Source organism: Nocardioides pyridinolyticus (genome assembly GCF_054653575.1).
Window position 1 is genome coordinate 1 of the sequence record NZ_BAAIFY010000031.1, and the last position, 21,213, is coordinate 21,213.

At 72.0% G+C, this 21,213-nt stretch carries 18 protein-coding genes and 1 tRNA gene; 10 read left to right on the plus strand and 9 right to left on the minus strand.

Translation table 11 applies throughout. The features are described from left to right. Positions 1 to 101 precede the first annotated feature (101 nt). The 4 genes from ACYQ0U_RS20020 (at position 102) to ACYQ0U_RS20035 (ending at position 3,534) form a co-directional block, all read left to right on the plus strand. The gene (locus ACYQ0U_RS20020; protein WP_459975648.1) at positions 102 to 1,073 is read left to right on the plus strand and encodes a tetratricopeptide repeat protein; all 972 of its coding nucleotides are present in this window, start codon (positions 102 to 104) and stop codon (positions 1,071 to 1,073) included. A 99-nt stretch (positions 1,074 to 1,172) separates the two neighbouring features. After that, positions 1,173 to 1,952 carry a PP2C family protein-serine/threonine phosphatase gene (locus ACYQ0U_RS20025; RefSeq protein WP_459975649.1) on the plus strand — a complete coding sequence of 260 codons (780 nt, stop codon included), beginning with the start codon at positions 1,173 to 1,175 and terminating at the stop codon, positions 1,950 to 1,952. 13 nt (positions 1,953 to 1,965) lie between these two features. Then, entirely contained in the window at positions 1,966 to 2,886 is a 921-nt protein-coding gene (locus tag ACYQ0U_RS20030; protein WP_459975650.1) for an alpha/beta fold hydrolase, read from the plus strand. Between the two features lie 114 nt (positions 2,887 to 3,000). Next, the gene (locus ACYQ0U_RS20035; RefSeq protein ID WP_459975651.1) at positions 3,001 to 3,534 is read left to right on the plus strand and encodes a DUF3145 domain-containing protein; all 534 of its coding nucleotides are present in this window, start codon (positions 3,001 to 3,003) and stop codon (positions 3,532 to 3,534) included. 11 nt (positions 3,535 to 3,545) lie between these two features. Here the strand turns inward: ACYQ0U_RS20035 and ACYQ0U_RS20040 are convergent, their stop codons facing one another. The 7 genes from ACYQ0U_RS20040 to ACYQ0U_RS20070 form a co-directional block, all read right to left on the minus strand. After that, positions 3,546 to 4,019 carry a hypothetical protein gene (locus ACYQ0U_RS20040; protein WP_459975652.1) on the minus strand — a complete coding sequence of 158 codons (474 nt, stop codon included), beginning with the start codon at positions 4,017 to 4,019 and terminating at the stop codon, positions 3,546 to 3,548. A gap of 37 nt (positions 4,020 to 4,056) precedes the next feature. Next, complete coding sequence (locus ACYQ0U_RS20045; RefSeq protein ID WP_459975653.1) at positions 4,057 to 5,490, minus strand: acyl-CoA carboxylase subunit beta; 1,434 nt, start codon at positions 5,488 to 5,490, stop codon at positions 4,057 to 4,059. Between the two features lie 80 nt (positions 5,491 to 5,570). Then, positions 5,571 to 6,809, minus strand: a complete 1,239-nt coding sequence (fabF, locus tag ACYQ0U_RS20050) for a beta-ketoacyl-ACP synthase II (protein ID WP_459975654.1) — start codon at positions 6,807 to 6,809, stop codon at positions 5,571 to 5,573. A 27-nt stretch (positions 6,810 to 6,836) separates the two neighbouring features. Next, positions 6,837 to 7,082 (minus strand): acyl carrier protein, encoded by a 246-nt coding sequence (locus ACYQ0U_RS20055; protein WP_011755445.1) that lies wholly within the window; start codon positions 7,080 to 7,082, stop codon positions 6,837 to 6,839. 45 nt (positions 7,083 to 7,127) lie between these two features. Next, complete coding sequence (locus tag ACYQ0U_RS20060) at positions 7,128 to 8,126, minus strand: beta-ketoacyl-ACP synthase III (protein ID WP_459975655.1); 999 nt, start codon at positions 8,124 to 8,126, stop codon at positions 7,128 to 7,130. After that, the gene (locus ACYQ0U_RS20065) at positions 8,126 to 9,310 is read right to left on the minus strand and encodes an acyltransferase domain-containing protein (RefSeq protein WP_459975656.1); all 1,185 of its coding nucleotides are present in this window, start codon (positions 9,308 to 9,310) and stop codon (positions 8,126 to 8,128) included. Before ACYQ0U_RS20065 ends, ACYQ0U_RS20060 begins: the two co-directional genes overlap by 1 nt. An 80-nt stretch (positions 9,311 to 9,390) precedes the next feature. Beyond that, entirely contained in the window at positions 9,391 to 10,569 is a 1,179-nt protein-coding gene (locus ACYQ0U_RS20070; RefSeq protein WP_459975657.1) for a PucR family transcriptional regulator, read from the minus strand. Positions 10,570 to 10,674: 105 nt separating this feature from the next. On the opposite strand from ACYQ0U_RS20070, the gene ACYQ0U_RS20075 reads away from it, so the two are divergent. Next, positions 10,675 to 11,631, plus strand: a complete 957-nt coding sequence (locus ACYQ0U_RS20075; protein ID WP_459975658.1) for an alpha/beta fold hydrolase — start codon at positions 10,675 to 10,677, stop codon at positions 11,629 to 11,631. 86 nt (positions 11,632 to 11,717) lie between these two features. Here ACYQ0U_RS20075 and aceE read toward each other — a convergent pair whose 3' ends face one another. After that, entirely contained in the window at positions 11,718 to 14,438 is a 2,721-nt protein-coding gene (aceE, locus tag ACYQ0U_RS20080) for a pyruvate dehydrogenase (acetyl-transferring), homodimeric type (RefSeq protein ID WP_459975690.1), read from the minus strand. 226 nt (positions 14,439 to 14,664) lie between these two features. Between aceE and ACYQ0U_RS20085 the strand changes: the two genes are divergently transcribed. The 5 genes from ACYQ0U_RS20085 (at position 14,665) to ACYQ0U_RS20105 (ending at position 18,914) form a co-directional block, all read left to right on the plus strand. Then, complete coding sequence (locus ACYQ0U_RS20085; protein WP_459975659.1) at positions 14,665 to 15,108, plus strand: DUF3052 domain-containing protein; 444 nt, start codon at positions 14,665 to 14,667, stop codon at positions 15,106 to 15,108. 119 nt (positions 15,109 to 15,227) lie between these two features. After that, positions 15,228 to 16,841 (plus strand): AMP-binding protein, encoded by a 1,614-nt coding sequence (locus tag ACYQ0U_RS20090; RefSeq protein ID WP_459975660.1) that lies wholly within the window; start codon positions 15,228 to 15,230, stop codon positions 16,839 to 16,841. Between the two features lie 34 nt (positions 16,842 to 16,875). Further along, on the plus strand, positions 16,876 to 17,340 hold the full coding sequence (locus ACYQ0U_RS20095; protein ID WP_459975661.1) for a peroxiredoxin: 465 nt from the start codon (positions 16,876 to 16,878) through the stop codon (positions 17,338 to 17,340). A gap of 206 nt (positions 17,341 to 17,546) precedes the next feature. Beyond that, positions 17,547 to 17,618 (plus strand) — tRNA-Val (locus ACYQ0U_RS20100). A 366-nt stretch (positions 17,619 to 17,984) separates the two neighbouring features. Next, positions 17,985 to 18,914 (plus strand): hypothetical protein, encoded by a 930-nt coding sequence (locus ACYQ0U_RS20105; protein ID WP_459975662.1) that lies wholly within the window; start codon positions 17,985 to 17,987, stop codon positions 18,912 to 18,914. A 61-nt stretch (positions 18,915 to 18,975) separates the two neighbouring features. On the opposite strand, the gene ACYQ0U_RS20110 is transcribed toward ACYQ0U_RS20105, so the two are convergent. Continuing rightward, positions 18,976 to 21,189 (minus strand): ATP-binding protein, encoded by a 2,214-nt coding sequence (locus ACYQ0U_RS20110; RefSeq protein ID WP_459975663.1) that lies wholly within the window; start codon positions 21,187 to 21,189, stop codon positions 18,976 to 18,978. Positions 21,190 to 21,213 lie beyond the last annotated feature (24 nt).

The window sequence follows — 21,213 nt, forward strand, 5'->3', positions numbered from 1 at the left end:
TCTTTTCCGTAGGGGCCACCACCAGGTGGCCCCTACGATGCATTTGAGGGCCCGTTCCAGCTGAACCCGCAGTACACCGCATCGATCGAGGAGCATCCGTCGTGGCCGAGCAGCGCCGTCCCCAGCGTTCGTCGTCCCAGCGTTCGTCGTCCCAGCGCCCTGCCGCTGGCGGGAAGGGCAAGCCCCAGGGCTCGGGCCGACCGCAGAGCGGCGGCAGGTCCGCCGCACGAGCGGCCGGCAAGTCGGAGTCCTTCGACCGTTCGCGCAGTGATGCGCGCGGTGACTCGCGGGGCGACAAGCCACGCGGCAAGGCGCCCGCCGGCAAGCGCCCGGCCCGCAAGGGCGACTGGCGGCGCCCGGTGGAGAAGGAGACCACCCGGACCGCCGAGCAGGCGGTCTACGACGGCCCGCCGATCCCCGAGCAGATCACCGGCCAGGAGCTCGATCGCTCCGTGTCCGCCCAGCTGAAGGGGCTGCCGGAGAAGCTGGCCTCGCGCGTCGCGCGCCACCTCGCGGCCGCTGGTCTGCTGATCGACAGCGACCCGGAGACGGCCTACCAGCACACGCTGGCGGCCCGGGCCCGGGCGCCGCGGCTCGCCGTCGTGCGCGAGGCCAGCGGTGAGGCGGCGTACGCCTCCGGCCACTACGCCGAGGCGCTCGCGGAGCTGCGCGCGGCCAAGCGGATGAACGGCGCGACGGCCTACCTCCCGATCATGGCCGACTGCCACCGCGCGCTGGGCAAGCCGCAGGAGGCGCTCAAGCTCGCCAAGAGCCCGTCGGTGGCGAACTTCCCCTCCGAGGCCAAGGCCGAGATGACCATCGTCGAGGCCGGCGCCCGCCGCGACCTGGGCCAGTTGGACGCCGCGCTCCGCACGCTGGAGCTCGCGCCGCTGACCTCGAAGAGCCGCGCGCCCTGGGTGGTGCGGCTGCGGTACGCCTACGCCGACACGCTCGAGGCCGCCGGCCGCGACCAGGACGCGCTGGCGTGGTTCCACCGCACGCACGCGATCGACAGCGAGCAGCTCACCGACGCCGACGACCGCGCGGCGGCACTCGAGCGCCGCCAGGGCTAGCACGCGCCCCGGTTCCCAGGGCGTGGTTTTCCGACTACTGTCCTCGGGTACAACCCTCCGGCGAAGGAGGCCCACGTGCTGCGTTTTTCGGGTGCCGGCGTGAGTGACGTCGGGCTGATCCGGTCCGACAACGAGGACTCGGCGTTCGTGGGGCCGTACGTCGCGCTGGTCGCCGACGGCGTGGGGGGAGCGGCGGCCGGCGAGGTCGCGTCGGCGACGGCGACGTACGCCGTGGCGGCGACCGTGCTGAGCCGGATCGGCGACGCCCCGGAGGTCCTGCTGCGCGACGGCGCCGAGGCCGCGCGCGCGAGCGTGCAGCGCGGCGTGCAGAGGGACCTCAACCGGCTGGGCATGGCGACCACGCTCACCGCGCTCGTCTGTGACGGCGAGCGCGTGGTGCTCGGGCACGTCGGTGACTCCCGGGCCTACCTGTTCCGCGACGGCGCGCTCACCCAGATCTCGCGGGACCACACCTACGTGCAGCGGCTCGTCGACAGCGGGCAGCTCGACGCCGTGGCGGCCTGGCGCCACCCGTGGCGCAACGTGGTGCTCCGCTCGATCGACGGGGACCCCCTCGACGAGGGCATCGATTTGGTGCCGGTGCGCGTGGCGCCCGGCGACCGGCTGCTGCTGTGCAGCGACGGCCTCACCGACCTGGTGCCCGACAGGGTCATCGCGGAGCTGCTCACGACCACCGATGCGCACTCCGCGGCCGCGGTCCTCGTGCAGGCGGCGCTCGCGGCCGGCGGCAAGGACAACGTGACCTGCGTGGTGCTCGACATGGTGGACGGCCCGATGGTCGTCGGCGACGGCCAGCTGCTCGGCGCGGTGTTCGATCCGGCGAACATCGTCGATCCCAGCTCGGTCCGGGCCGGCTGACGCGTCGACGACCATGAGCAACGTCCGGCGGCCCGCGCTCGAGGGTACGGTCGCGGTGCGTGCCGACCGGCGGCTGAGCTTCGCCGAGTACGGCCCCCGCAGCGGCCCCGCGATCGTCTGGATGCACGGCACCCCGGGGGCACGGCGGCAGATCCCGCTCGAGGTCCGCGAGTACGCCGACCGGCAGGGTGTCCGGATCATCGGGCTGGACCGCCCGGGCATCGGCTCCTCCACGCCGTACCTCTATCCCGACGTCCTCGACTGGACCCGCGACCTCGAGCTGGTCCTCGACACCCTCGCGATCGACACCGTGCGGCTGATCGGCCTCTCCGGCGGCGGCCCCTACGCGCTGGCGGCCGGTGCCGCGCTGCCCGACCGCGTGCACGGGGTGGGCGTCCTGGGCGGCGTCGCCCCGACCCGCGGCGACGACGCCGCGGAGGGCGGGCCGATCCGGCTGGCGGTGGCCCTGGCGCCCCTCCTCGTCGCGGCCCGGGTGCCGCTCGGGGTCGCGCTCACCCGGGGGATCCGCCTGGTGCGGCCGCTGGCCGGCCCCGCGCTCGACCTGTACGCCGCCGTGCAGCCGCCGGGTGACAAGAACCTGCTGTCCCGGCCGGAGTTCAAGGCGATGTTCCTCGACGACCTGCTCAACGGCAGCCGGCGCCAGACCTCGGCGCCGATCAACGACCTGATCCTGTTCACGAAGCCCTGGGGCTTCGAGCTGGCCGAGGTGGCCGTCCCGGTGTGCTGGTGGCACGGGGACGACGACCACATCGTGCCGTTCGCGCACGGCCAGCACGTCGTCGGCCGGCTCCCGGACGCGACCCTGACGGTCATCGACGGGGAGAGCCACCTCGGCGGCCTCGGCATCGCCCAGGACGTCATCGAGACGCTGATGGACCTGGGTCCGCGGCGCGCCGCCGCCGTACCTCGCTGATCACTGGTGTTCAGGCGCCTCATGCGCCACAATGGTCGCGACAACTACATCGCTGTCACTTCGATCCGACATCTCGGCAGGAGACCGCTGGGGAAGGCGCATCTCGCGCTGGAGATGAAGGAGACCACGGTGACCGCACGCACTGCCACCCGTACCGCGACGAGGGGCGTCCTGTACGTCCACTCAGCGCCGTCCGCGCTGTGCCCGCACATCGAGTGGGCCGTCAGCGGAGTCCTGGGTGTGCCCGTCAGCCTGGACTGGACCCCCCAGCCGGCCCAGTCGGGCACCTACCGCGCGGAGCTGTCCTGGACCGGTGAGGTCGGGGCCTCCGCGTCGATCGCCTCTGCCCTGCGCGGGTGGAACCACCTGCGCTTCGAGGTGACCGAGGAGCCCACCGCCGGCTCCGAGGGCGCCCGGTACTCCTTCACACCCGAGCTGGGCGTCTTCCACGCCGTCACCGGCCTCCACGGCGACCTGATGATCCCCGAGGACCGGCTCAAGGCCGCGGTCGTCAAGGCCGCCCTGGGCGACACCACGCTGCTGGTCGAGATCGACAAGCTCCTCGGCAAGCCGTGGGACGACGAGCTGGAGACGTTCCGGCACGCCGGCGAGGGCGCACCCGTCCGCTGGCTGCACCAGGTCGTCTGAGGCGGCCGGCCTCAGGGCCGGCGGAGCCGGAAGTGCGACGGCTTCAGCCAGGCCACGTGGCTCCCTGAGTCGGTGTACCAGCTCAGCTTGGCTCGGATCGTGAACCGCCCGGGCACGGTGTTGTAGCGGCAGAAGCGGAAGCTCGTGGTCATCCGCTTGCGGTCCGGCCCGGCGGCGTACGCCCCGGAGGCGATGGTCTCCTCGGTGCGGTCGTCGAGGAAGGTCTCCAGTGACCAGTCGTTGCTGCGGATCTTGAGCACGTAGCGGTAGGGGTAGTTGCGGCAGCCCATCCGCAGGACGCCGTCGTCGGCGTGCGTGTGCCCCAGGTCGCGCCGCTGCGCGCGCTGGTGGTCACCGGGCGGGCCGACCAGCCCGCCGACCAGCCCCGAGACCGGGTCGGTGGGCGGATCGGCCGCCGCGGGGACGGCCGTCAGCAGGCCTACCGCGATCGTGGCGGTCGCGAGGAACGGTGTGACGGACGTCATGCCAGGACAACGCGCCACCCCGCACCGGTGTTACGGGTCAGAGGGGGATGTTCCCGTGCGCTCCGCGGCGGACGCCGACGCTCTGGACCGCGTCCTCGATGGCCCGGGCGATCGCCGTGCGGGTGCTGGTGGGGGAGACGACCTCGTCGACCACACCGATCTCGACGGCCTTGTCGACGCCGCCGGCGATCCGCTCGTGCTCCGCGGCGAGCTCGGCCTCGACCTGCGGCCGGATGTCCGGGGCGACCTCGGCCAGGCGTCGGCGGTGCAGGATCCGGATCGCGGCGACCGCGCCCATGACCGCGACCTCCGCGCCCGGCCAGGCGAACACCTTGGTCGCGCCGAGCGAGCGGGAGTTCATCGCGATGTAGGCACCGCCGTACGTCTTGCGGGTCACGAGCGTGACGCGGGGGACCACGCACTCGCCGAACGCGTGCAGCAGCTTCGCGCCGCGGCGGACCACGCCGTCCCACTCCTGGCCGACGCCGGGCAGGTAGCCGGGGACGTCGACGACCACCACGAGCGGGACGCCGAAGGCGTCGCACATCCGCACGAAGCGGGACGCCTTCTCCGCGGAGAGGGAGTCCAGGCAGCCGCCCAGGCGCAACGGGTTGTTGGCGACGACGCCCACCGTGCGGCCGCCGAGGCGGCCGAGGGCGGTGACGATGTTGGGCGCCCAGCGGGCGTGCAGCTCCTGGGCGGTGCCCTCGTCGAGGATCGACTCGACGAGCGGGTGCACGTCGTACGCGCGCTTCTTGGACTCGGGCAGCAGCGCCTCGAGGTCGCGGTCCTCGACCTCGTCGACCTTCATCGAGCCCTGCGAGCCGAGCAGCGCCGCGACGTGGCGGGCGCGGTCGAGCGCCTCGCGCTCGGAGTCGGCGAGGATGTGCACGACGCCGGAGCGACGACCGTGCGGCTCGGGGCCGCCGAGGCGCAGCATGTCGACGTCCTCGCCGGTGACCGAGCGGACGACGTCCGGGCCGGTGACGAAGATCCGGCCCTCGGGGCCGAGGATGACGACGTCGGTCAGCGCCGGGCCGTACGCCGCCCCGCCGGCCGCTGGGCCCAGCACGACCGAGATCTGCGGGATCTTCCCGGAGGCCTGCGTCATCGCCTGGAAGATCCGGCCGACCGCGTGCAGCGAGAGCACGCCCTCGGCGAGGCGGGCGCCGCCGGAGTGCCAGAGCCCGATGATCGGCACCCGGTCGGTCATCGCCCGGTGGTAGGCGTCGACGACGACCCGGCAGCCCAGGTCGCCCATGGCGCCGCCCATGACGGTGGCGTCGGAGCAGAACGCGACGACGCGGGTGCCGTCGACGGTGCCGACCGCGGCGAGCATGCCGGAGTCGTCGTCGGGCGTGATCAGCTCGAGGCTGCCCTCGTCGAGGAGCGCGGTGAGCCGGTGCACCGGGTTGCGCGGGTCCTCCTCGCGGGGGAGCTTCGCGGGCTTGGATGCTGTTGCTGCCGTCACAGTGGACCGTGTCCTTCCGGGGTCCCCGCGAAGTCGTTCACGAAAGGAGCGAAGCGGGGGGTGGAGAGCTCGTGGGTGGTTCAGGCGCTTCCGAAGGCGACGGCGACGTTGGCGCCTCCGAAGCCGAAGGAGTTGTTGAGCGCCGCGATGTCGCCGAGCGGCAGGTCGCGGGCCTTGGTGGCGATGTCGAGCTCGACCTGCGGGTCCTGGTTGTCCAGGTTGATCGTCGGCGGGGAGGTGCGGTGGTGCAGCGCGAGCACGGTCGCGACCGCCTCGAGCGCACCGGCGCCGCCGAGCAGGTGCCCGGTCATCGACTTGGTGCTGGTGACGACGACGTCGGTCGCGTGGGCGCCGAGCGTCGCGTGGAGCATCAGGCCCTCGGCGATGTCGCCCTGTGGGGTCGACGTCGCGTGGGCGTTGACGTGGGCGATGTCGTTCGGGCTGATCTCCGCCTCGGCGAGCGCCATGAGGATCGCCCGGGAGCCGCCGCGGCCCTCGGGGTCTGGCTGGGCGATGTCGTGCGAGTCGGCGGTGATGCCGGCGCCGAGCACGCTCGCGTAGACCCGCGCGCCGCGGGCCAGCGCGTGCTCCTCCGACTCCAGCACCAGCACACCGGCGCCCTCGCCCAGGACGAAGCCGTCGCGGGCCAGGTCCCACGGGCGGGAGACCGTGGTGGGGTCGCCGTCGTTCTTCGACAGCGCCATCATGTTGGCGAACGCCGCCATCGGCAGCGGGTGGACCGCGGCCTCGGTGCCGCCCGCGAGCACGACGTCGGCCCGGCCGAGCCGGATCTGGTCGATCGCGTGGGCGATCGCCTCGTTGCCGGACGCGCACGCCGAGACCGGCGTCATGACCGCCGCGCGCGCTCCGACGTAGAGGCTGATCTGCGCCGCCGGCGCGTTGGGCATCAGCATCGGCACGGCGAGGGGGGAGACCCGGCGGGGTCCCTTCTCCCTCAGCGTGTCGTAGTTGTCCAGGAGCGTGGTCACACCGCCGATGCCGGAGGCCATGGCGACGCCGAGTCGTTCCTTCTCGAGCTCGGCGTCGACCAGGCCTGCGTCGGCCCAGGCCTCCATCGCGGCCACCATGGCGAACTGCGAGGAGCGGTCCAGGCGCCGGGCCTTGACCCGCTCCAGGACCTCGGTGGGCTCGACGGCGATGCGACCGGCGATCTTGACCGGCATCTCCTCGGCCCAGTCGTCGGTCAGACGCCGGACGCCGGAGCGTCCGCCGACCAGGGCGTCCCAGGTGCTGGGAACGTCACCGCCGACGGGAGAGGTGGTCCCGAGGCCGGTGACGACGACTCGCTTGGAAGACATGCTGCTCCTAGAGATGAGGGGCGACGATCAGGCCTGGGCCCGCTCGATGAAGGCGACGGCGTCGCCGACGGTCTTGAGGTTCTTGACCTCGTCGTCCGGGATGGAGACGCCGAACTTCTCCTCGGCCGCGACGACGACCTCGACCATGGACAGGGAGTCCACGTCCAGGTCGTCGACGAAGGACTTGTCGAGCTGGACGTCGTCGGCGTCGATGCCGGCGACCTCGTTGACGATGTCGGCGAGGTCGGCGCGGATCTCTTCGGTCGTGGCCATGCTGGTGTTCTCCTTTGATGGGTGGAGCGATTGGTGGTGGTGCAGCTACGGGACGGTGACGACCTGCGCGGCGTACGCGAGGCCGGCACCGAAGGCGATCAGGAGGGCCGTGTCGCCGCTGCGCGCATCGCCCTCCTCGATCATCCGGTCGAGGGCGAGCGGGATGGACGCCGCGGAGGTGTTGCCCTGCTCGGCGATGTCGCGGGCGATCTTGACGCGCTCGGGCAGCTTCATCGAACGCGCCATGGCATCGGTGATGCGCATGTTGGCCTGGTGGGGCACGAACACGTCGAGGTCGTCGACGGTGATGCCCGCCCGGTCCAGCGCCTGGAGGCCGGTCTTGGCCATCACGAACGACGCCCAGCGGAACACCGCGTTGCCCTGCATGACCAGGTGCGGCATCTCGGGCGACTCGGAGGCGACGACGTCGCGCCAGTCCTCCCGCTGCCGGATCAGGTCGAACTGCTCGCCGTCCGAGCCCCAGACCACCGGGCCGATGCCGGGGGTGTCGCTGGGTCCGACGACGGCCGCGCCCGCGCCGTCCGCGAAGATGAACGCGGTGCCGCGGTCGCCGACGTCGGTGATGTCGGAGAGGCGCTCGACGCCGATGACCAGCGCGTAGCCCGCGCTGCCGCCGCGGACCAGGTCGGCCGCGAGGGCGATGCCGTGGCAGAAGCCGGCGCAGGCGGCGGAGATGTCGAACGCCGCCGCCTGGTCGGTGCCGAGCTCGTGGGCGATCGCGGTGGCGACGGCCGGGGTCTGGAACATGTGCGTGACGGTCGCGACGATCACGCAGTCGATCTGGCGGGCGTCGATCCCGGCGCGCTCGAGCGCCTGCCGGGAGGCGCCGACCGCCATCGCCTGGACGGTCTCCTCGGGCGTGGCCCAGCGGCGCTGCTTGATGCCCGAGCGCTGTTGGATCCACTCGTCGCTGGAGTCGATCGCCTCAACGACCTCGGAGTTCGGGATCACCCGCGAGGGGCGGTAGGCGCCGATGCCGAGGATGGCGGCGTGCTGCGCGCCCTCGGTCTGGAGCAGGGCCATCACAGTCCTCCCTCGGGGTGCAGGCGCAGCAGCGGCTGACCGGGCGAGACCAGGTCGCCGTCCTCGACCAGCCACTCGACCACCTGGCCGCCGTGCGGGGCGGTCACCGGGGAGCGGTCGCGCAGGCTGGCGACCTCGCCGATCGGCGTACCGGGCGGGAGGACGTCGAGCGCCCTCGCCTCCTCGGACACGTGGAAGGTGCCCTTGGCCGGCGAGACGACCATCCGCCAGGTCGGCGTGGTGTCGATGTCGGAGGCCTCGCCGTGCTTGGCGCAGAAGGCGCGGGCGTCGTCGAGCTGGTCGGGCGTCTTGAGCGCGAAGGTCTCGACGCCCTTGAGCGCCCGCTTCGCGATGCCGGTCAAGGTGCCGGCCGGCGGCATCTCGAGGATGCCGGTGACGCCGAGGTCCTCCATGGTCTCCATGCAGAGGTCCCAGCGCACCGGGCTGGCGATCTGGCCGACGATGCGGGCCAGCACCTCGCGGCCGTCGTGGACGACCTTGCCGTCGCGGTTGGAGATCACGCGGGTGCGCGGGTCGTGGACCGAGACCGAGCGGGCCAGCGCGGCCAGGTGGCCGACGGCGGGCTCCATGTGGTGGGTGTGGAACGCGCCGGCGACGCTCAGCGGCATCAGCCGGGCCTTCGCGGGGGGCTCGTCGGCGAACGCCGCGAGCTGCTCCATCGTGCCGGCGGCGACGACCTGGCCGGGGCCGTTGTCGTTGGCCGGGGTCAGCCCGTGCTTGTCGAGGGCCGCGAGGATCTCCTCGCGGTCGCCGCCGAGGACGGCGGTCATGCCGGTCGCCGTGGTCGCGGCGGCGGCCGCCATCGCGTTGCCGCGCTCCCGGACCAGCACCATCGCCTGCTCGGCGGTGATGACGCGGGCGCCGGTGGCGGCCGCGATCTCGCCGACGCTGTGCCCGGCGACCGCGCCGACCTGCTGGAAGGCGTCGGCCGGGTGGGGGAACAGCTCGAGCGCGGCGACCAGGCTGGTCGCCACCAGCAGCGGCTGGGCGATCTTGGTGTCGCGGATGGTCTCGGCGTCGGCCTCGGTGCCGTAGTGGGCCAGGTCGAGCCCCGCCACGGTCGAGAGCCAGCCGAGCCGCGAGGCGAACGTCGGGTCCTCGAGCCAGGGCTGGAGGAAACCGGGGGTCTGGGCGCCTTGGCCGGGAGCGACGATCACGAGCACGACACCCACTCTGCCTGCACCGGGGGTCGGACCTCGCCTCCGGCCCGCACGAAAACCGCCGCCCGAACTTTGTAGGGTTCCTACAAAGTACGACCGGACTGGCGGCCGAGCACCAGCGCGATCTCGAGCGTGAACGCGTCCCGCGCGTCGCTGGGGGAGAGACCGGTCAGGTCGGCGGTCTGGCGGAGCCGGTAGCGCACGGTGTTCGCATGCACGAACAGCGCACGGGCGGACGCCTCGATCGACGAGCCGTGCTCGAAGTACGCCGCCAGCGTCTCGATCAGCGTGCCCCGGGCGCGCAGCAGCGGCAGGTAGACCTCCTCGACCAGGTGCCGGCGAGCGTGGCCGTCGCCGGCCAGGGCCCGCTCGGGGAGCAGGTCGCCGCTGCGGACGGGGCGCGGGGCCTGCGGCCAGCCCGGCGCGGCCCGCAGCGCGGCCAGCGCGGCACGGGCCGAGACGTGCGCCTGGCCGAGGCCGTCGGTGACCGGCCCGACGATGACCGGCCCTTCGCCGAAGAGCTCGGTCACGACCTCGGCCGCGGCGCGCGGGTCGTCCACCCCGCCGAGGACCACGACGAGCCGGTCGCCCTGCACGGCGCACAGCGCGTCCATGCCGGCCGACCGGGCGACCCGGCGTACCTCGTCGAAGGTGTCGGACTCGGAGCGGTCGGCCGGGACGCTGCCGAGCACGACGGCGACGTCGCCGCGGCCGGCCCAGCCCAGGGCGCTGGCACGGGACAGGAGCGCCTCGTCGCTCTCGGAGCGGAGGACGGCGTCGACGACGAGCGCCTCGAGCCGGGCGTCCCAGGCACCGCGGACCTCGGCGGCGCGGGCGTACACCTCGGCGGTCGCGAAGGCGACCTCGCGGGCGTAGAGCAGGACGGCCGCGCGGACCTCCCCGGCATCGGCGGGGTCGAGCAGCTCGCCGACGTTGGCCTCGACCACGTCGATCGAGAGGCGCACCAGGTCGACGGTCTGCTGGAGGTTGATGACGCCGGCCAGCGCCCGGGGCGCCGCGCCGAAGACCGAGGCCACGATCTCGGTGCCGCCGGGGGCGTCCTGGTCGCCGGCGCGGCGGTACCAGTCGACGAACCCGCGGACACCGGACTGGACGATGACCCCCACCCACGAGCGGTCCTCGGCGCTGAGGTCGCGGAACCACGCCATGTCCTGCTCCATCCGGGCCATCGCGGCGGTGCTCAGGGCGCCGGAGGCCCGCTGGAGGGCGTCCGCGGCGCGCTGGTGGGACCCGGGTGTCACCCCCGAACGCTAGTGGAATGCTCCGAATGCGTAAAACCCCTGTAAATCAAGGGATCCGCCGTCTGATCTGGGTACAGGCGTGCTTGAATCACGGTCCAGGTCCGCATGGGGAGGGCCAAGGAGGGCAATGTGTCGTACGACGTCCAGAACGTGTCGATCCACGGGCACCGTCGTGCGTTCGTGAAGGCGGGCAAGGGGCCGGCGCTCCTCCTCCTGCACGGCGTCGGGTGTGACCACACGTCGTGGGAAGAGGCGATCGAGCCGCTCTCGCGCCGGTTCACCGTGATCGTGCCGGACCTGCTCGGCCACGGGCAGTCGGACAAGCCACGGGCGGACTACACGCTCGGCGGCTTCGCCAACGGCATGCGCGACCTGCTGACCGTGCTCGGCATCGACAAGGCGACGGTGATCGGGCACAGCTTCGGCGGCGGCGTGGCGATGCAGTTCGCCTACCAGTTCCCCGAGCGCACGGAGCGGCTGATGCTGGTCGCCTCCGGCGGTCTCGGCGCCGAGGTCTCGCCCGGGATCCGCGCGATCGCGACGCCGGGCTTCGATCAGTTGATGAGCGTGCTGACGCTCCCGGGCCTGCGCCACGCCGGCGTCCTGGGCCTCCGAGCCCTCTCGGCCGCGCCGTGGAAGGTGACCCGCGACCTCGACGAGGTTGCCGATATCTTCGACTCCTTCAAGGACCGCCGGGCGCGCCAGGCGGTGCGGCACGTGGTGCGCGCCGTCGTCGACTGGCAGGGCCAGATCGTCACGATGGCCGACCGGGCCTACCTCACTGAGGAGATGCCCCTGTGGGTCGTCTGGGGCCGCGACGACAAGGTCATCCCCGTCCGGCACGCGGCGAACGCCGCCGCCCTCGCACCCCGCTCGCGGATCGAGGTGATCCCCGATGCGGGCCACTTCCCGCACAAGGACCACCCCGAGCGGTTCGCCGCGATCGTCACCGAGTTCGTGCGCACCACCCAGCCGGCGACGTACTCCCGCGCGCGGTTCCGTGCGCTGCTCAAGGCCGGTGCCGCCCCTGCCTCGTTGCGGGCGGTGGAGGAGACGGCCTGAGGGTGGTGGCAATACCCGGTCAACCGGGTACTCCCACGGTTCCCGGCCTTTGCAACGGCCGAGAACCGCGGGAACAGCCCGAGAACCTAGGCGTCGCCGCCCTCCTGCTTCACGTCGGCGACCGCGGTCGGGTCATCGATGCGGTACTTCGAGAACGCCTCCTCGACCTTCGAGCGGTCGACCTGGCCGGCGTCGGCGAGGGCCTGGAGGGCCTGGACCACGACCGACTGCGCGTCGATGTGGAAGTACCGGCGGGCGGCGGGGCGAGTGTCGGCGAAGCCGAACCCGTCGGCGCCCAGGACCCGGTAGTCGGCCGGGACCCACCGCGCGATCTGGAGCGGGACGGCGCGCATGTAGTCCGACACCGCGACGACCGGGCCGCTGACGCCGCCCAGCTTCTCGGTGACGTACGGCGTCCGCGGGGACTCGCCCGGGTGGAGCAGGTTCCACTCCTCGGCCGCGGTGGCGTTGCGGGCGAGCTCGTTCCAGGAGGTCACCGACCAGGTGTCGGCGCGGACGCCCCACTCGTCGGCGAGGATCTGCTGCGCCTCGTGGACCCACGGGAAGCCGACGCCGGAGGCGAGCAGCTGCACGCGCGGCCCCTCGCCCTCGGCCGTGGACACGTGGTGGATGCCCTTGAGGATGCCCTCGACGTCGACGCCCTCCGGCTCGGCCGGCTGCGCGACCGGCTCGTTGTAGACCGTGAGGTAGAAGATGACGTCCTCGGCGTCCTCGCCGTACATCCGCTCGAGGCCGGACTTCATGATGTGGCTGATCTCGTAGGCGAACGCCGGGTCGTAGTGCACGACCGCCGGGTTGGTGGCCGCGAGCAGCGGCGAGTGGCCGTCGGCGTGCTGGAGGCCCTCGCCGGTGAGTGTGGTGCGACCCGCGGTCGCACCCACCAGGAAGCCGCGCGCCAGCTGGTCGGCCATCGCCCAGATCGAGTCGCCGGTCCGCTGGAACCCGAACATCGAGTAGAAGATGTAGAACGGGATCATGTGCTCGCCGTGCGTGGAGTACGCCGAGCCAGCGGCCGTCGTCGAGGCCAGCGCGCCGGCCTCCGAGATGCCCTCGTGGAGCATCTGGCCCTGCGCGGACTCCTTGTAGGAGAGCAACAACTTGCGGTCGACCGACTCGTACTGCTGGCCGCCCGGGTTGTAGACCTTGGCGCTCGGGAACATCGAGTCCATGCCGAACGTGCGGTACTCGTCCGGCGCGATCGGGACGATGCGCTTGCCGATCTCCGGGTCCTTCATCCAGTCCTTGAGGAGCCGGACCACGGCCATGGTGGTGGCGATCTTGTTCTTGCCGCCACCCTGCTTGAGCTCGCTGTACACCGCGTCGCCCGGGAGCTGGAGCGGCTTGGCCCGCACCACCCGCCGCGGGATCGAGCCGCCGAGCTGCCGCCGCCGCTCGAGCATGTACTCGATCTCGGGGGACTCGGCGCCCGGGTGGAAGAACGGCGCGGCGCCGGTCTCCTCGTAGGAGCGCTCGAGGTCGCGGTCGGAGATCGGCAGGTAGAGGCGGTCCCGGAACTTCTTGAGGTCGTCCGGGGTCAGCTTCTTCATCTGGTGCGTGGCGTTCTTGCCCTCGAGGGCGTCGATCGTCCAGCCCTTGATGGTCTTGGCCAGGATCACCGTCGGCTGGCCGACGTGCTTGGTGGCCGCGTCGAAGGCGGCGTACACCTTGCGGTAGTCGTGGCCTCCGCGGGGCAGCTTCTGGATCTGCGTGTCGGTCATGTGCTCGACCATCTTGCGCAGGCGCGGGTCGGGCCCGAAGAAGTTCTCACGGACGTAGGCGCCGTCCTCGACCGAGTAGGTCTGGAAGGCGCCGTCGGGCGTGGTGTTCATCTTGTTCACCAGGACGCCGTCGACGTCGCGGGCGAGGAGCTGGTCCCAGCCCTGGCCCCACACGACCTTGATGACGTTCCAGCCGGCGCCCCGGAAGTTGGCCTCGAGCTCCTGGATGATCTTGCCGTTGCCCGTGACCGGGCCGTCGAGCTGCTGCAGGTTGCAGTTGACCACCCAGGTGAGGTTGTCGAGCTCCTCGCGCGCGGCGATCCGGATGGCGCCGAGCGACTCGGGCTCGGCCATCTCGCCGTCGCCGAGGAACGCCCACACGCGCTGGTCGGCGGTGTCCTTGATGCCGCGGTTGGCCAGGTAGCGGTTGAACCGCGCCTGGTAGATCGAGTTGATGCCGGTCAGGCCCATCGACACCGTCGGGAACTCCCAGAACTCCGGCATCAGCCGGGGGTGGGGGTACGACGAGAGGCCGGCGTGCGGCCCGTGCTGGACCTCCTGGCGGAACCGGTAGAGCTGCTCCTCGGTCAGCCGGCCCTCGAGGAAGGCGCGGGCGTAGATGCCGGGGGAGGCGTGGCCCTGGATGTAGATCTGGTCGCCGCCACCCGGGTGGTCCTTGCCGCGGAAGAAGTGGTTGAAGCCGACCTCGTAGAGGCTGGCGGAGGACTGGTACGTCGCGATGTGGCCGCCGACCTCGAGGCCCTTGCGATTCGCGGACGAGACCATCACGGCGGCGTTCCAGCGCAGGAACGCACGGATCCGCTGCTCCACCTCGTAGTCGCCCGGGAACCACGGCTCGCGCTCGGGCGGGATCGTGTTGATGTAGTCGGTGCTGCGCAGGGCCGGCACGCCGACCTGCATCTCGCGGGCACGCTCGAGAAGGCGGAGCATCACGTACCTGGCCCGTTCGCGGCCCCGTTCGTCCACGAGGGAGTCGAAGGAGTCGAGCCAGTCAAGGGTCTCGTCCGGGTCGATGTCCGGCAACTGGGTGGGCAGGCCTTCGTGGATGACGGTCGGGGTGGCGCCGCTCCGCTTCTTGTCCGTACCCGAAGTGGGGGTTACGTCTTCGGTCACCCGCCCATCGTGTCACGCGTCCGGAGGGCAGGGAATTTACCCGCCGGTAGTCCCACAGGGCGTGCGGTTGTGGACGAGGGTTGCGCCCCTGCGCCAACTCCGATGGACTACTCCCCACCTCCGACACAGGGTCGGGCACAGGGAAACAGGAGGAACGACGTTGAGCGCGACCCCGGGTGGCGGTCCCACCCAGACAGGCGGACCCGCTGAGGATGCAGCCGACCGGCTCGGGTTCAAGCCCGGCATGGTCGTCCAGGAGCTGGGCTGGGACAACGACACCGACGACGACCTGAGGGCGGCCATCGAGGACGCGATCGACGCCGACCTGGTCGACGGCGACTACGGCAACGTCGTGGACGCCGTGGTCCTGTGGTTCCGCGACGACGACGGTGACCTCGTCGACAGCCTCGTGGACGCGCTCACCGACCTCGTCGGCGGCGGCGCGATCTGGCTGCTGACGCCCAAGGTGGGCCGCGCGAACGCCGTCGACCCCGCCGACATCGCCGAGGCGGCGCCGATCGCCGGCCTGTCCCAGACGACCACGGCCACGGTCAGCAAGGACTGGTCGGCGAGCCGGCTGGTCGCCCCCAAGACGCGGGACTAGCGCTTCGGAGCCCGCGGAGCCTACGGGCGCCCTCGGGCATGGCGTGGGTCACCCGGGACCTCCTGTGGTCGCGTTCGTTGCACGGACGCAGACCTCGCTCGGCTGACGAAAGGCATCGCGTGCTCCACGACGTCCTCCTCAAGGCCCGGACCGGCGCCTCCGCCACCGGCACCACCCTCAAGGTGCTGGGCAAGGCGGGCGTGATCCGGCCGCACCGACCCGCCGCGCTGGCGAAGACGGCGAAGACCCTCAAGGACTGGGGCACCGGCCCGGCCGGCGGCTTCGCCGCGGCCGCGCTGCTCGACCCGCACCGCACCGCGGTCGTCGACGAGCTGGGCTCGCTGACCTACGCCGAGGTGCACCAGCGGTCCAACGCGCTGGCCCGGGCGTTCGCCGAGCTCGGTGTGCGCGCGGGCGACAGCGTCGCGCTGATGTGCCGCAACCACCGCGGGTTCCTCGACGCGAGCATCGCGGCGGCCAAGCTGGGCGCCGACCTGATCTACCTCAACACCGCCTTCGCCGGACCGCAGCTGGTCGACGTGCTCGAGCGCGAGCGGCCGGCGCTGGTGGTGCACGACGAGGAGTTCACCCACCTGCTCGAGAAGGCCGACGTCGCGACGACGGTGCTCGGCTGGACCGACGGCGACACCGACCGGCCGACGCTGGAGAAGCTCATCGCCGATCGGCCCGGCGACGACCTCGAGCCGGCCGGCCGGCACGGCCGGATCATCATCCTGACCTCCGGCACGACGGGTACGCCGAAGGGCGCGCCCCGCAGCGAGGCCGGCATCGACGCCGCGGTCTCGCTGCTGTCGCGGATGCCGCTGCGCTACGGCTGGCGCACCCACATCGCCGCCCCGCTGTTCCACACGTGGGGCTTCGCGCACCTCGCGCTGGCCATGCTGCTCGGCTCGACGATCGTGCTGCACCGGAAGTTCGAGCCCGAGAACTGCCTGCGGCTGGCCCAGGACGAGCGCTGCGACTCCCTGGTGGTGATCCCGGTGATGCTCCAGCGGATGATGGCGCTGCCGGAGGAGACGCTCGGGAAGTACGATCTGTCGCGGGTCAAGGTCGTGGCCTCGTCGGGATCCGCGCTGCCCGGCGACCTCGCGACGCAGTGGATGGACCACTTCGGCGACAACCTCTACAACATCTACGGCTCCACCGAGGTGGCCTACGCCTCGATCGCCGACCCCACCGACCTGCGGGCCGCCCCCTCGGCAGCGGGCAGGCCGCCGTACGCCACCGTCGTGAAGATCCTCGGCGAGGACGGTCGGGAGCTCCCGGTGGGGGAGACCGGCCGGATCTTCGTCGGCAACGCGCTGCTCTTCGAGGGCTACACCGGCGGCGGTCATAAGGAGGTCGTCGACGGCCTGATGTCGACCGGCGACGTCGGCCGGTTCGACCGGGACGGGCGCCTGCACGTCGAGGGCCGCGACGACGAGATGATCGTCTCCGGTGGGGAGAACGTGTTCCCCAAGGAGGTCGAGGACTGCCTCCAGCGCCACGACGCCGTGGTCGAGGTCGCGGCGATCGGCGTGGACGACCCCGACTATGGCAAGCGGCTGCGGGCGTTCGTCGTCACCTCGCGCGAGGTCGCGGAGGACGACCTCAAGGCGTGGGTGAAGGACAACCTCGCGCGGTACAAGGTCCCGCGGGACGTCGTGTTCCTCGACGAGCTGCCCCGGAACGCCACGGGCAAGGTGCTCAAGCGCGACCTCGACGCCGAGTGAGGGATCGTCCGGTCCGGGTGACAGGATGTCCGCCATGACCGGACTCGAGCTGGGCGGACCCGCGCCCGACTTCACCCTGCGGGATCAGTTCGGGCAGGACGTCACGCTGTCGTCGTACCGCGGGACCAAGGCGGTCGCGATCTTCTTCTACCCCTACGCGTTCTCCGGCGTGTGCACCGGCGAGATGGCGGGCATCCGCGACCGGCTCGCGGACTTCCTGACCTTCGACACCGAGGTCCTCGCGATCTCGTGCGACCCGGTCTACTCCCTGCGCTCGTTCGCCGACCAGGACGGCCTCAACTTCCCGCTGCTCTCCGACTTCTGGCCGCACGGCGAGGTCGCGAAGGCGTTCGAGGTGTTCGACGAGGCGAAGGGCTGCCCGCGGCGCTCGTCGTACGTCATCGACCGGGACGGCCTGGTCCGCTGGGCGGTCCACAACGCGATGCCCGAGGGTCGCGACCTCGACGAGCACCTCAAGCAGCTGACCGCGGTCCTCTGAGCGCGGTTCACGCTCCGGTCTAGACCGCTCAGCGGGAATTCCTCCCGATTTCGACCGAACCCGCGACAGCCCTTGAACGGGGCCTCTAGAGTTGTCGTCGTTGAACCGCAGGTGACCCGAGACGCCTGCGGTTCAACTTCATTTCCGGGGCGATTCGTGCGTAGTGTGTGCCCCGCTCCGGCGCCCTCGTGCGCGCTCGGGGTGACGGGCGTATAGCTCAGCGGTAGAGCACCTCCCTTACAAGGAGGTGGTCGGGGGTTCGATCCCCTCTGCGCCCACGTCTGCGCCACGTCGAGCGCCCTCCGAGCGCCCTCCGAGCGCCGCCCTCCGAGCGCGGACGAGCAGGCTTGCGCCGCGTCGGCACCAGTGTCGCCGACCCGAACCCGGAGAGCTGCGGGCAGGTCGCGCCGACCCGGCGGTTCTGGGCGGCGCTGTCGGCTCGGGCGAAGCCCGCCTGAAGGCCCGATCGCATGATCTGGCTCATACGGGGGCCGTGCGTCGGGTAATCGAACGGGTCATTCGGACGGTGTGGGGCCGGAAGTACTTTGGGACAGTTCTTGTCGGCTCATCCCGCCGTGTGGTCCCCTGCCACGCACCAGGTCGGGAGCACGAGCCTTCGTCCCCTTCCCCCAAGGAGTAATTGCATGAAGCGCGCCCCTCTTATGGCGCTGGCCGGCCTCGCCACCGCGACGGCCGTCCTCGGTACCACCCTCGTCCCGTCCGCCCAGGCCGCCCAGGCCGCCCGGGCTCCCCAGGCTCCGAGTGCCGCGAGCGCTCCGGCCCCGAAGATCATCGGCATGTCCGCCCCGGCGAACCTCTGGTCGCAGCGGATCAAGGAGGTCGGCTCGTGCGGCGTCGAGGCGCGCCGGGTGTTCGCCTCCCTGCAGTCGGACGGCAAGGCCCAGTCGCGCGTCATCGAGCAGGCCAAGGCCGCCGGCATGATGCCGGTCATCTCCTACAAGGTCCCGAGCGTCGCCACGCTGCTCAACGGCGGCTACGACTCGTGGCTGAAGGCCACCCGGACGTACCTCGACGGCCTCAACGTCCCGGTGACCGTGACCTTCTGGCACGAGCCGCACGGCGACATGGCCCCGGCCGACTTCCGCGCCGGCTCGCAGAAGTTCCTCGACCTGATGAAGTCCTCGACGACCCCGGAGATCAAGGTCGGCCCGATCCTCAACGGCTGGCTGCTGGACAACCGCGTCTCGGACTTCGCCAGCTACACCAGCAAGTCCCTGCTCTCCCAGTGGGACTTCGTCGGGGTCGACTCCTACCAGAGCGGCACGGTCTCGCAGCCCGGCTCGAGGCTGCCGGCGCGGGCGGTCCCGCTGCTCGCCTCCTGGCTCGACCAGCAGGGGTTCCCGGACAAGCCGATCGGCCTGGGCGAGTACAACGGGTTCACCGCCGCCGCGATCAAGGCGGCCGGCGAGGCCATCCTCTCGACCCCCGAGGTCTGGTTCGGCCTGGCCTGGAACAGCACGGGTGACTCCTACGCCCCGCTGACGGGCGACCGCCTCACCGCCTACAAGGCGACCAAGGCCGACGCTCGCGCGCAGGCCGACAGCACCTGCTGAGCGACGCCCACGAGCACACCGGCTCGTCCTGCCGCCATGGGGGCGGTGGGGCGAGCCGGTGTCACGTCTCCCGCTGGGCGACCCAGGCGGCGATCATGGTGCGCGAGGTGAAGCCCAGCTTGCGCAGGATGTTCTCGACGTGGCCCTGCGCGGTCCGCACGGAGATCACCAGGCGCTCGGCGATCTCCGGGTTCGACAGCCCCTCGGCCACCAGGGCCGCGACCTCGGTCTCGCGCCGGGTGAGCGGCGAGGGATCCGCCGCAGACTCGGCGTCGCCCGACCCGACCTCGTCGGTCAGGGCGTAGCGCACCGCCTGGTCGCGCGACAGGGCCGCCCCCCGGCGGAAGGCGCGCCGGAAGGAGGCGTTCCCCATGCGACGGCGGGCCGTGTGCACGCCGGCCCACGGCGTCGAGACCTGGCTGAACGGGTTGCCCGTCGCCCGCATGCCGATGTCGTCCCAGATCGCGTGGGCCGCGCCGAGGAGGACGGCGCCGCGCTCGAGCCGGGACTCCTCGAGGGAGACCCGGGCCAGGCAGTCGAGGGCCACGGCGATCCCCATCCAGTCATCGAGCTCGGACTTCATCTCCAGCGACTCGGTCGCGTGCTGGGTCGCGGCGGGCAGGTCGCCCGCCCCCAGTGCGAGCTCGGCGAGGCCGATCAGGGCGAGCGAGCGGCGGAACGTCTCGCCGACCTCGACGGTCCGGGCGATCAGCCGCTCGTAGGCCAGCGTGGCGGCCTCGGTGTCCCCGGCGAAGGCCAGGCAGAGCCCTTCGACGAAGAGAGCCAGGAGCTCGGCGTCGTCGCCGTCTCGGAGCAGCGTCACGGAGGCGCGCGCCGCCACCACCGCGGCCTGGAGATCGCGGCTCCATGCGGCGAGGATGGCCCGCAGGACGAGCGTCAGGCCGCGCGCGCGGTCGTCGTCGACCGTCTCGGCCTCGCGCGATGCCTGGTCGAGCCAGACGTGCGCCTCGGTGAGGTCGTTCTGCAGCCCCGCGAACCGCGCCGCCAGCACCATGGCCATGGCTCGGAGGGAGGGCTTGCCGCAACCGGACGCGAGGCCGAGCTCCAGCCAGTGCCGGGCCTCGTTCGCCAAGCCGTTGGTCAGCCAGAACGCGTCGAGGTCCGAGGTGATGTCGAGGACCAGGTCGCCCAGCGCGACGTCGGCGGTGCAGTACTCCAGCGCCGCGCGGATGTTCGCGTGCTCCCTCCGGGCCTGCCGCAGCAGTGCCGCCTGGCGCGAGCCGACCCACCCGGCGCGGAAGCCGCCGGCCAGGTCCGCGATCCACAGGGCGTGCCGGCCCCGCCAGCGTTCGAGGCTTCGGTGCTCGGCCAGTTGCGCGCGACCGAAGGCGGCCAGGTAGGACGGCATCGAGTAGCGGACGGAGCCGTCGTCGGTGTGGACCGCGAGGAGGACCGACCGGTCCACGAGCGAGGTCACCAGACCGGGGACTGCGTCCTGGGTCAGTTCGTCGTCCGTGCAGACCCGCTGCATCGCGGCCAGGTCGCAGCCGCCGGCGAAGACCGAGGCCCGCTCCCACAGCATCCGCTGGGTTGGGCTGCACAGCTCATAGCTCCACGCCGCGGAGGCAGCGAGCGAGCGGTGCCGGTCCGGGGCGTCGACGTACCCGCGGTCGAGCAGGCCGAGGTGGTCGCCCAGCTGGTCGAGCATGTCGGCCGGCGACAGGGACACCACCCGCGCGGCCGCGAGCTCGATGGCGAGGGGGTTGCCCTCGAGCTCGCGGCACAGAGCGGAGACCGCCGCGGCGGTCTCGTCGGTGAGCCGGAAGTCCGCCCCGGCGAGCGCTGCCCGGTCGACGAAGAGCGCGACCGACTCGTACTGGAGGAGCGACTCGGCGGTGCTGGCGCCACGTCCCTCGGGCACCGTCAGCGGCGGCATCCGAACCACGGCCTCGCCACCGATGCCGAGAGCCTGCCTGCTGGTGAGGAGGATGCGGAGATTCGGGCATTCGTCGCGCAGGACGAGGACGATCCGGACCACCTCGGCTAGCGCTCGCTCGCAGCCGTCGAGCACGAGCAGTGCCCGCCGGTCGGCGATGTGGTCGGCGATGAGCTCGGGAAGCGGCACCGCCGTCTCGGTCCGCAGGTGCACGGAGGACGCCACCGTCGGCACCAGGAGCGCGCGGTCCGGAACCGTGATGACGTCCACCCACCAGACGCCGTCGCGGAAGGTGCTCTGGTCCTCATCCGCCAGCTGCGCAGCCACCCGGGTCTTCCCGAGCCCCCCTGGCCCGGTCAACGTCACGACGCGACTCATCGCCAGCCGCTGTCTCAGCTCCGT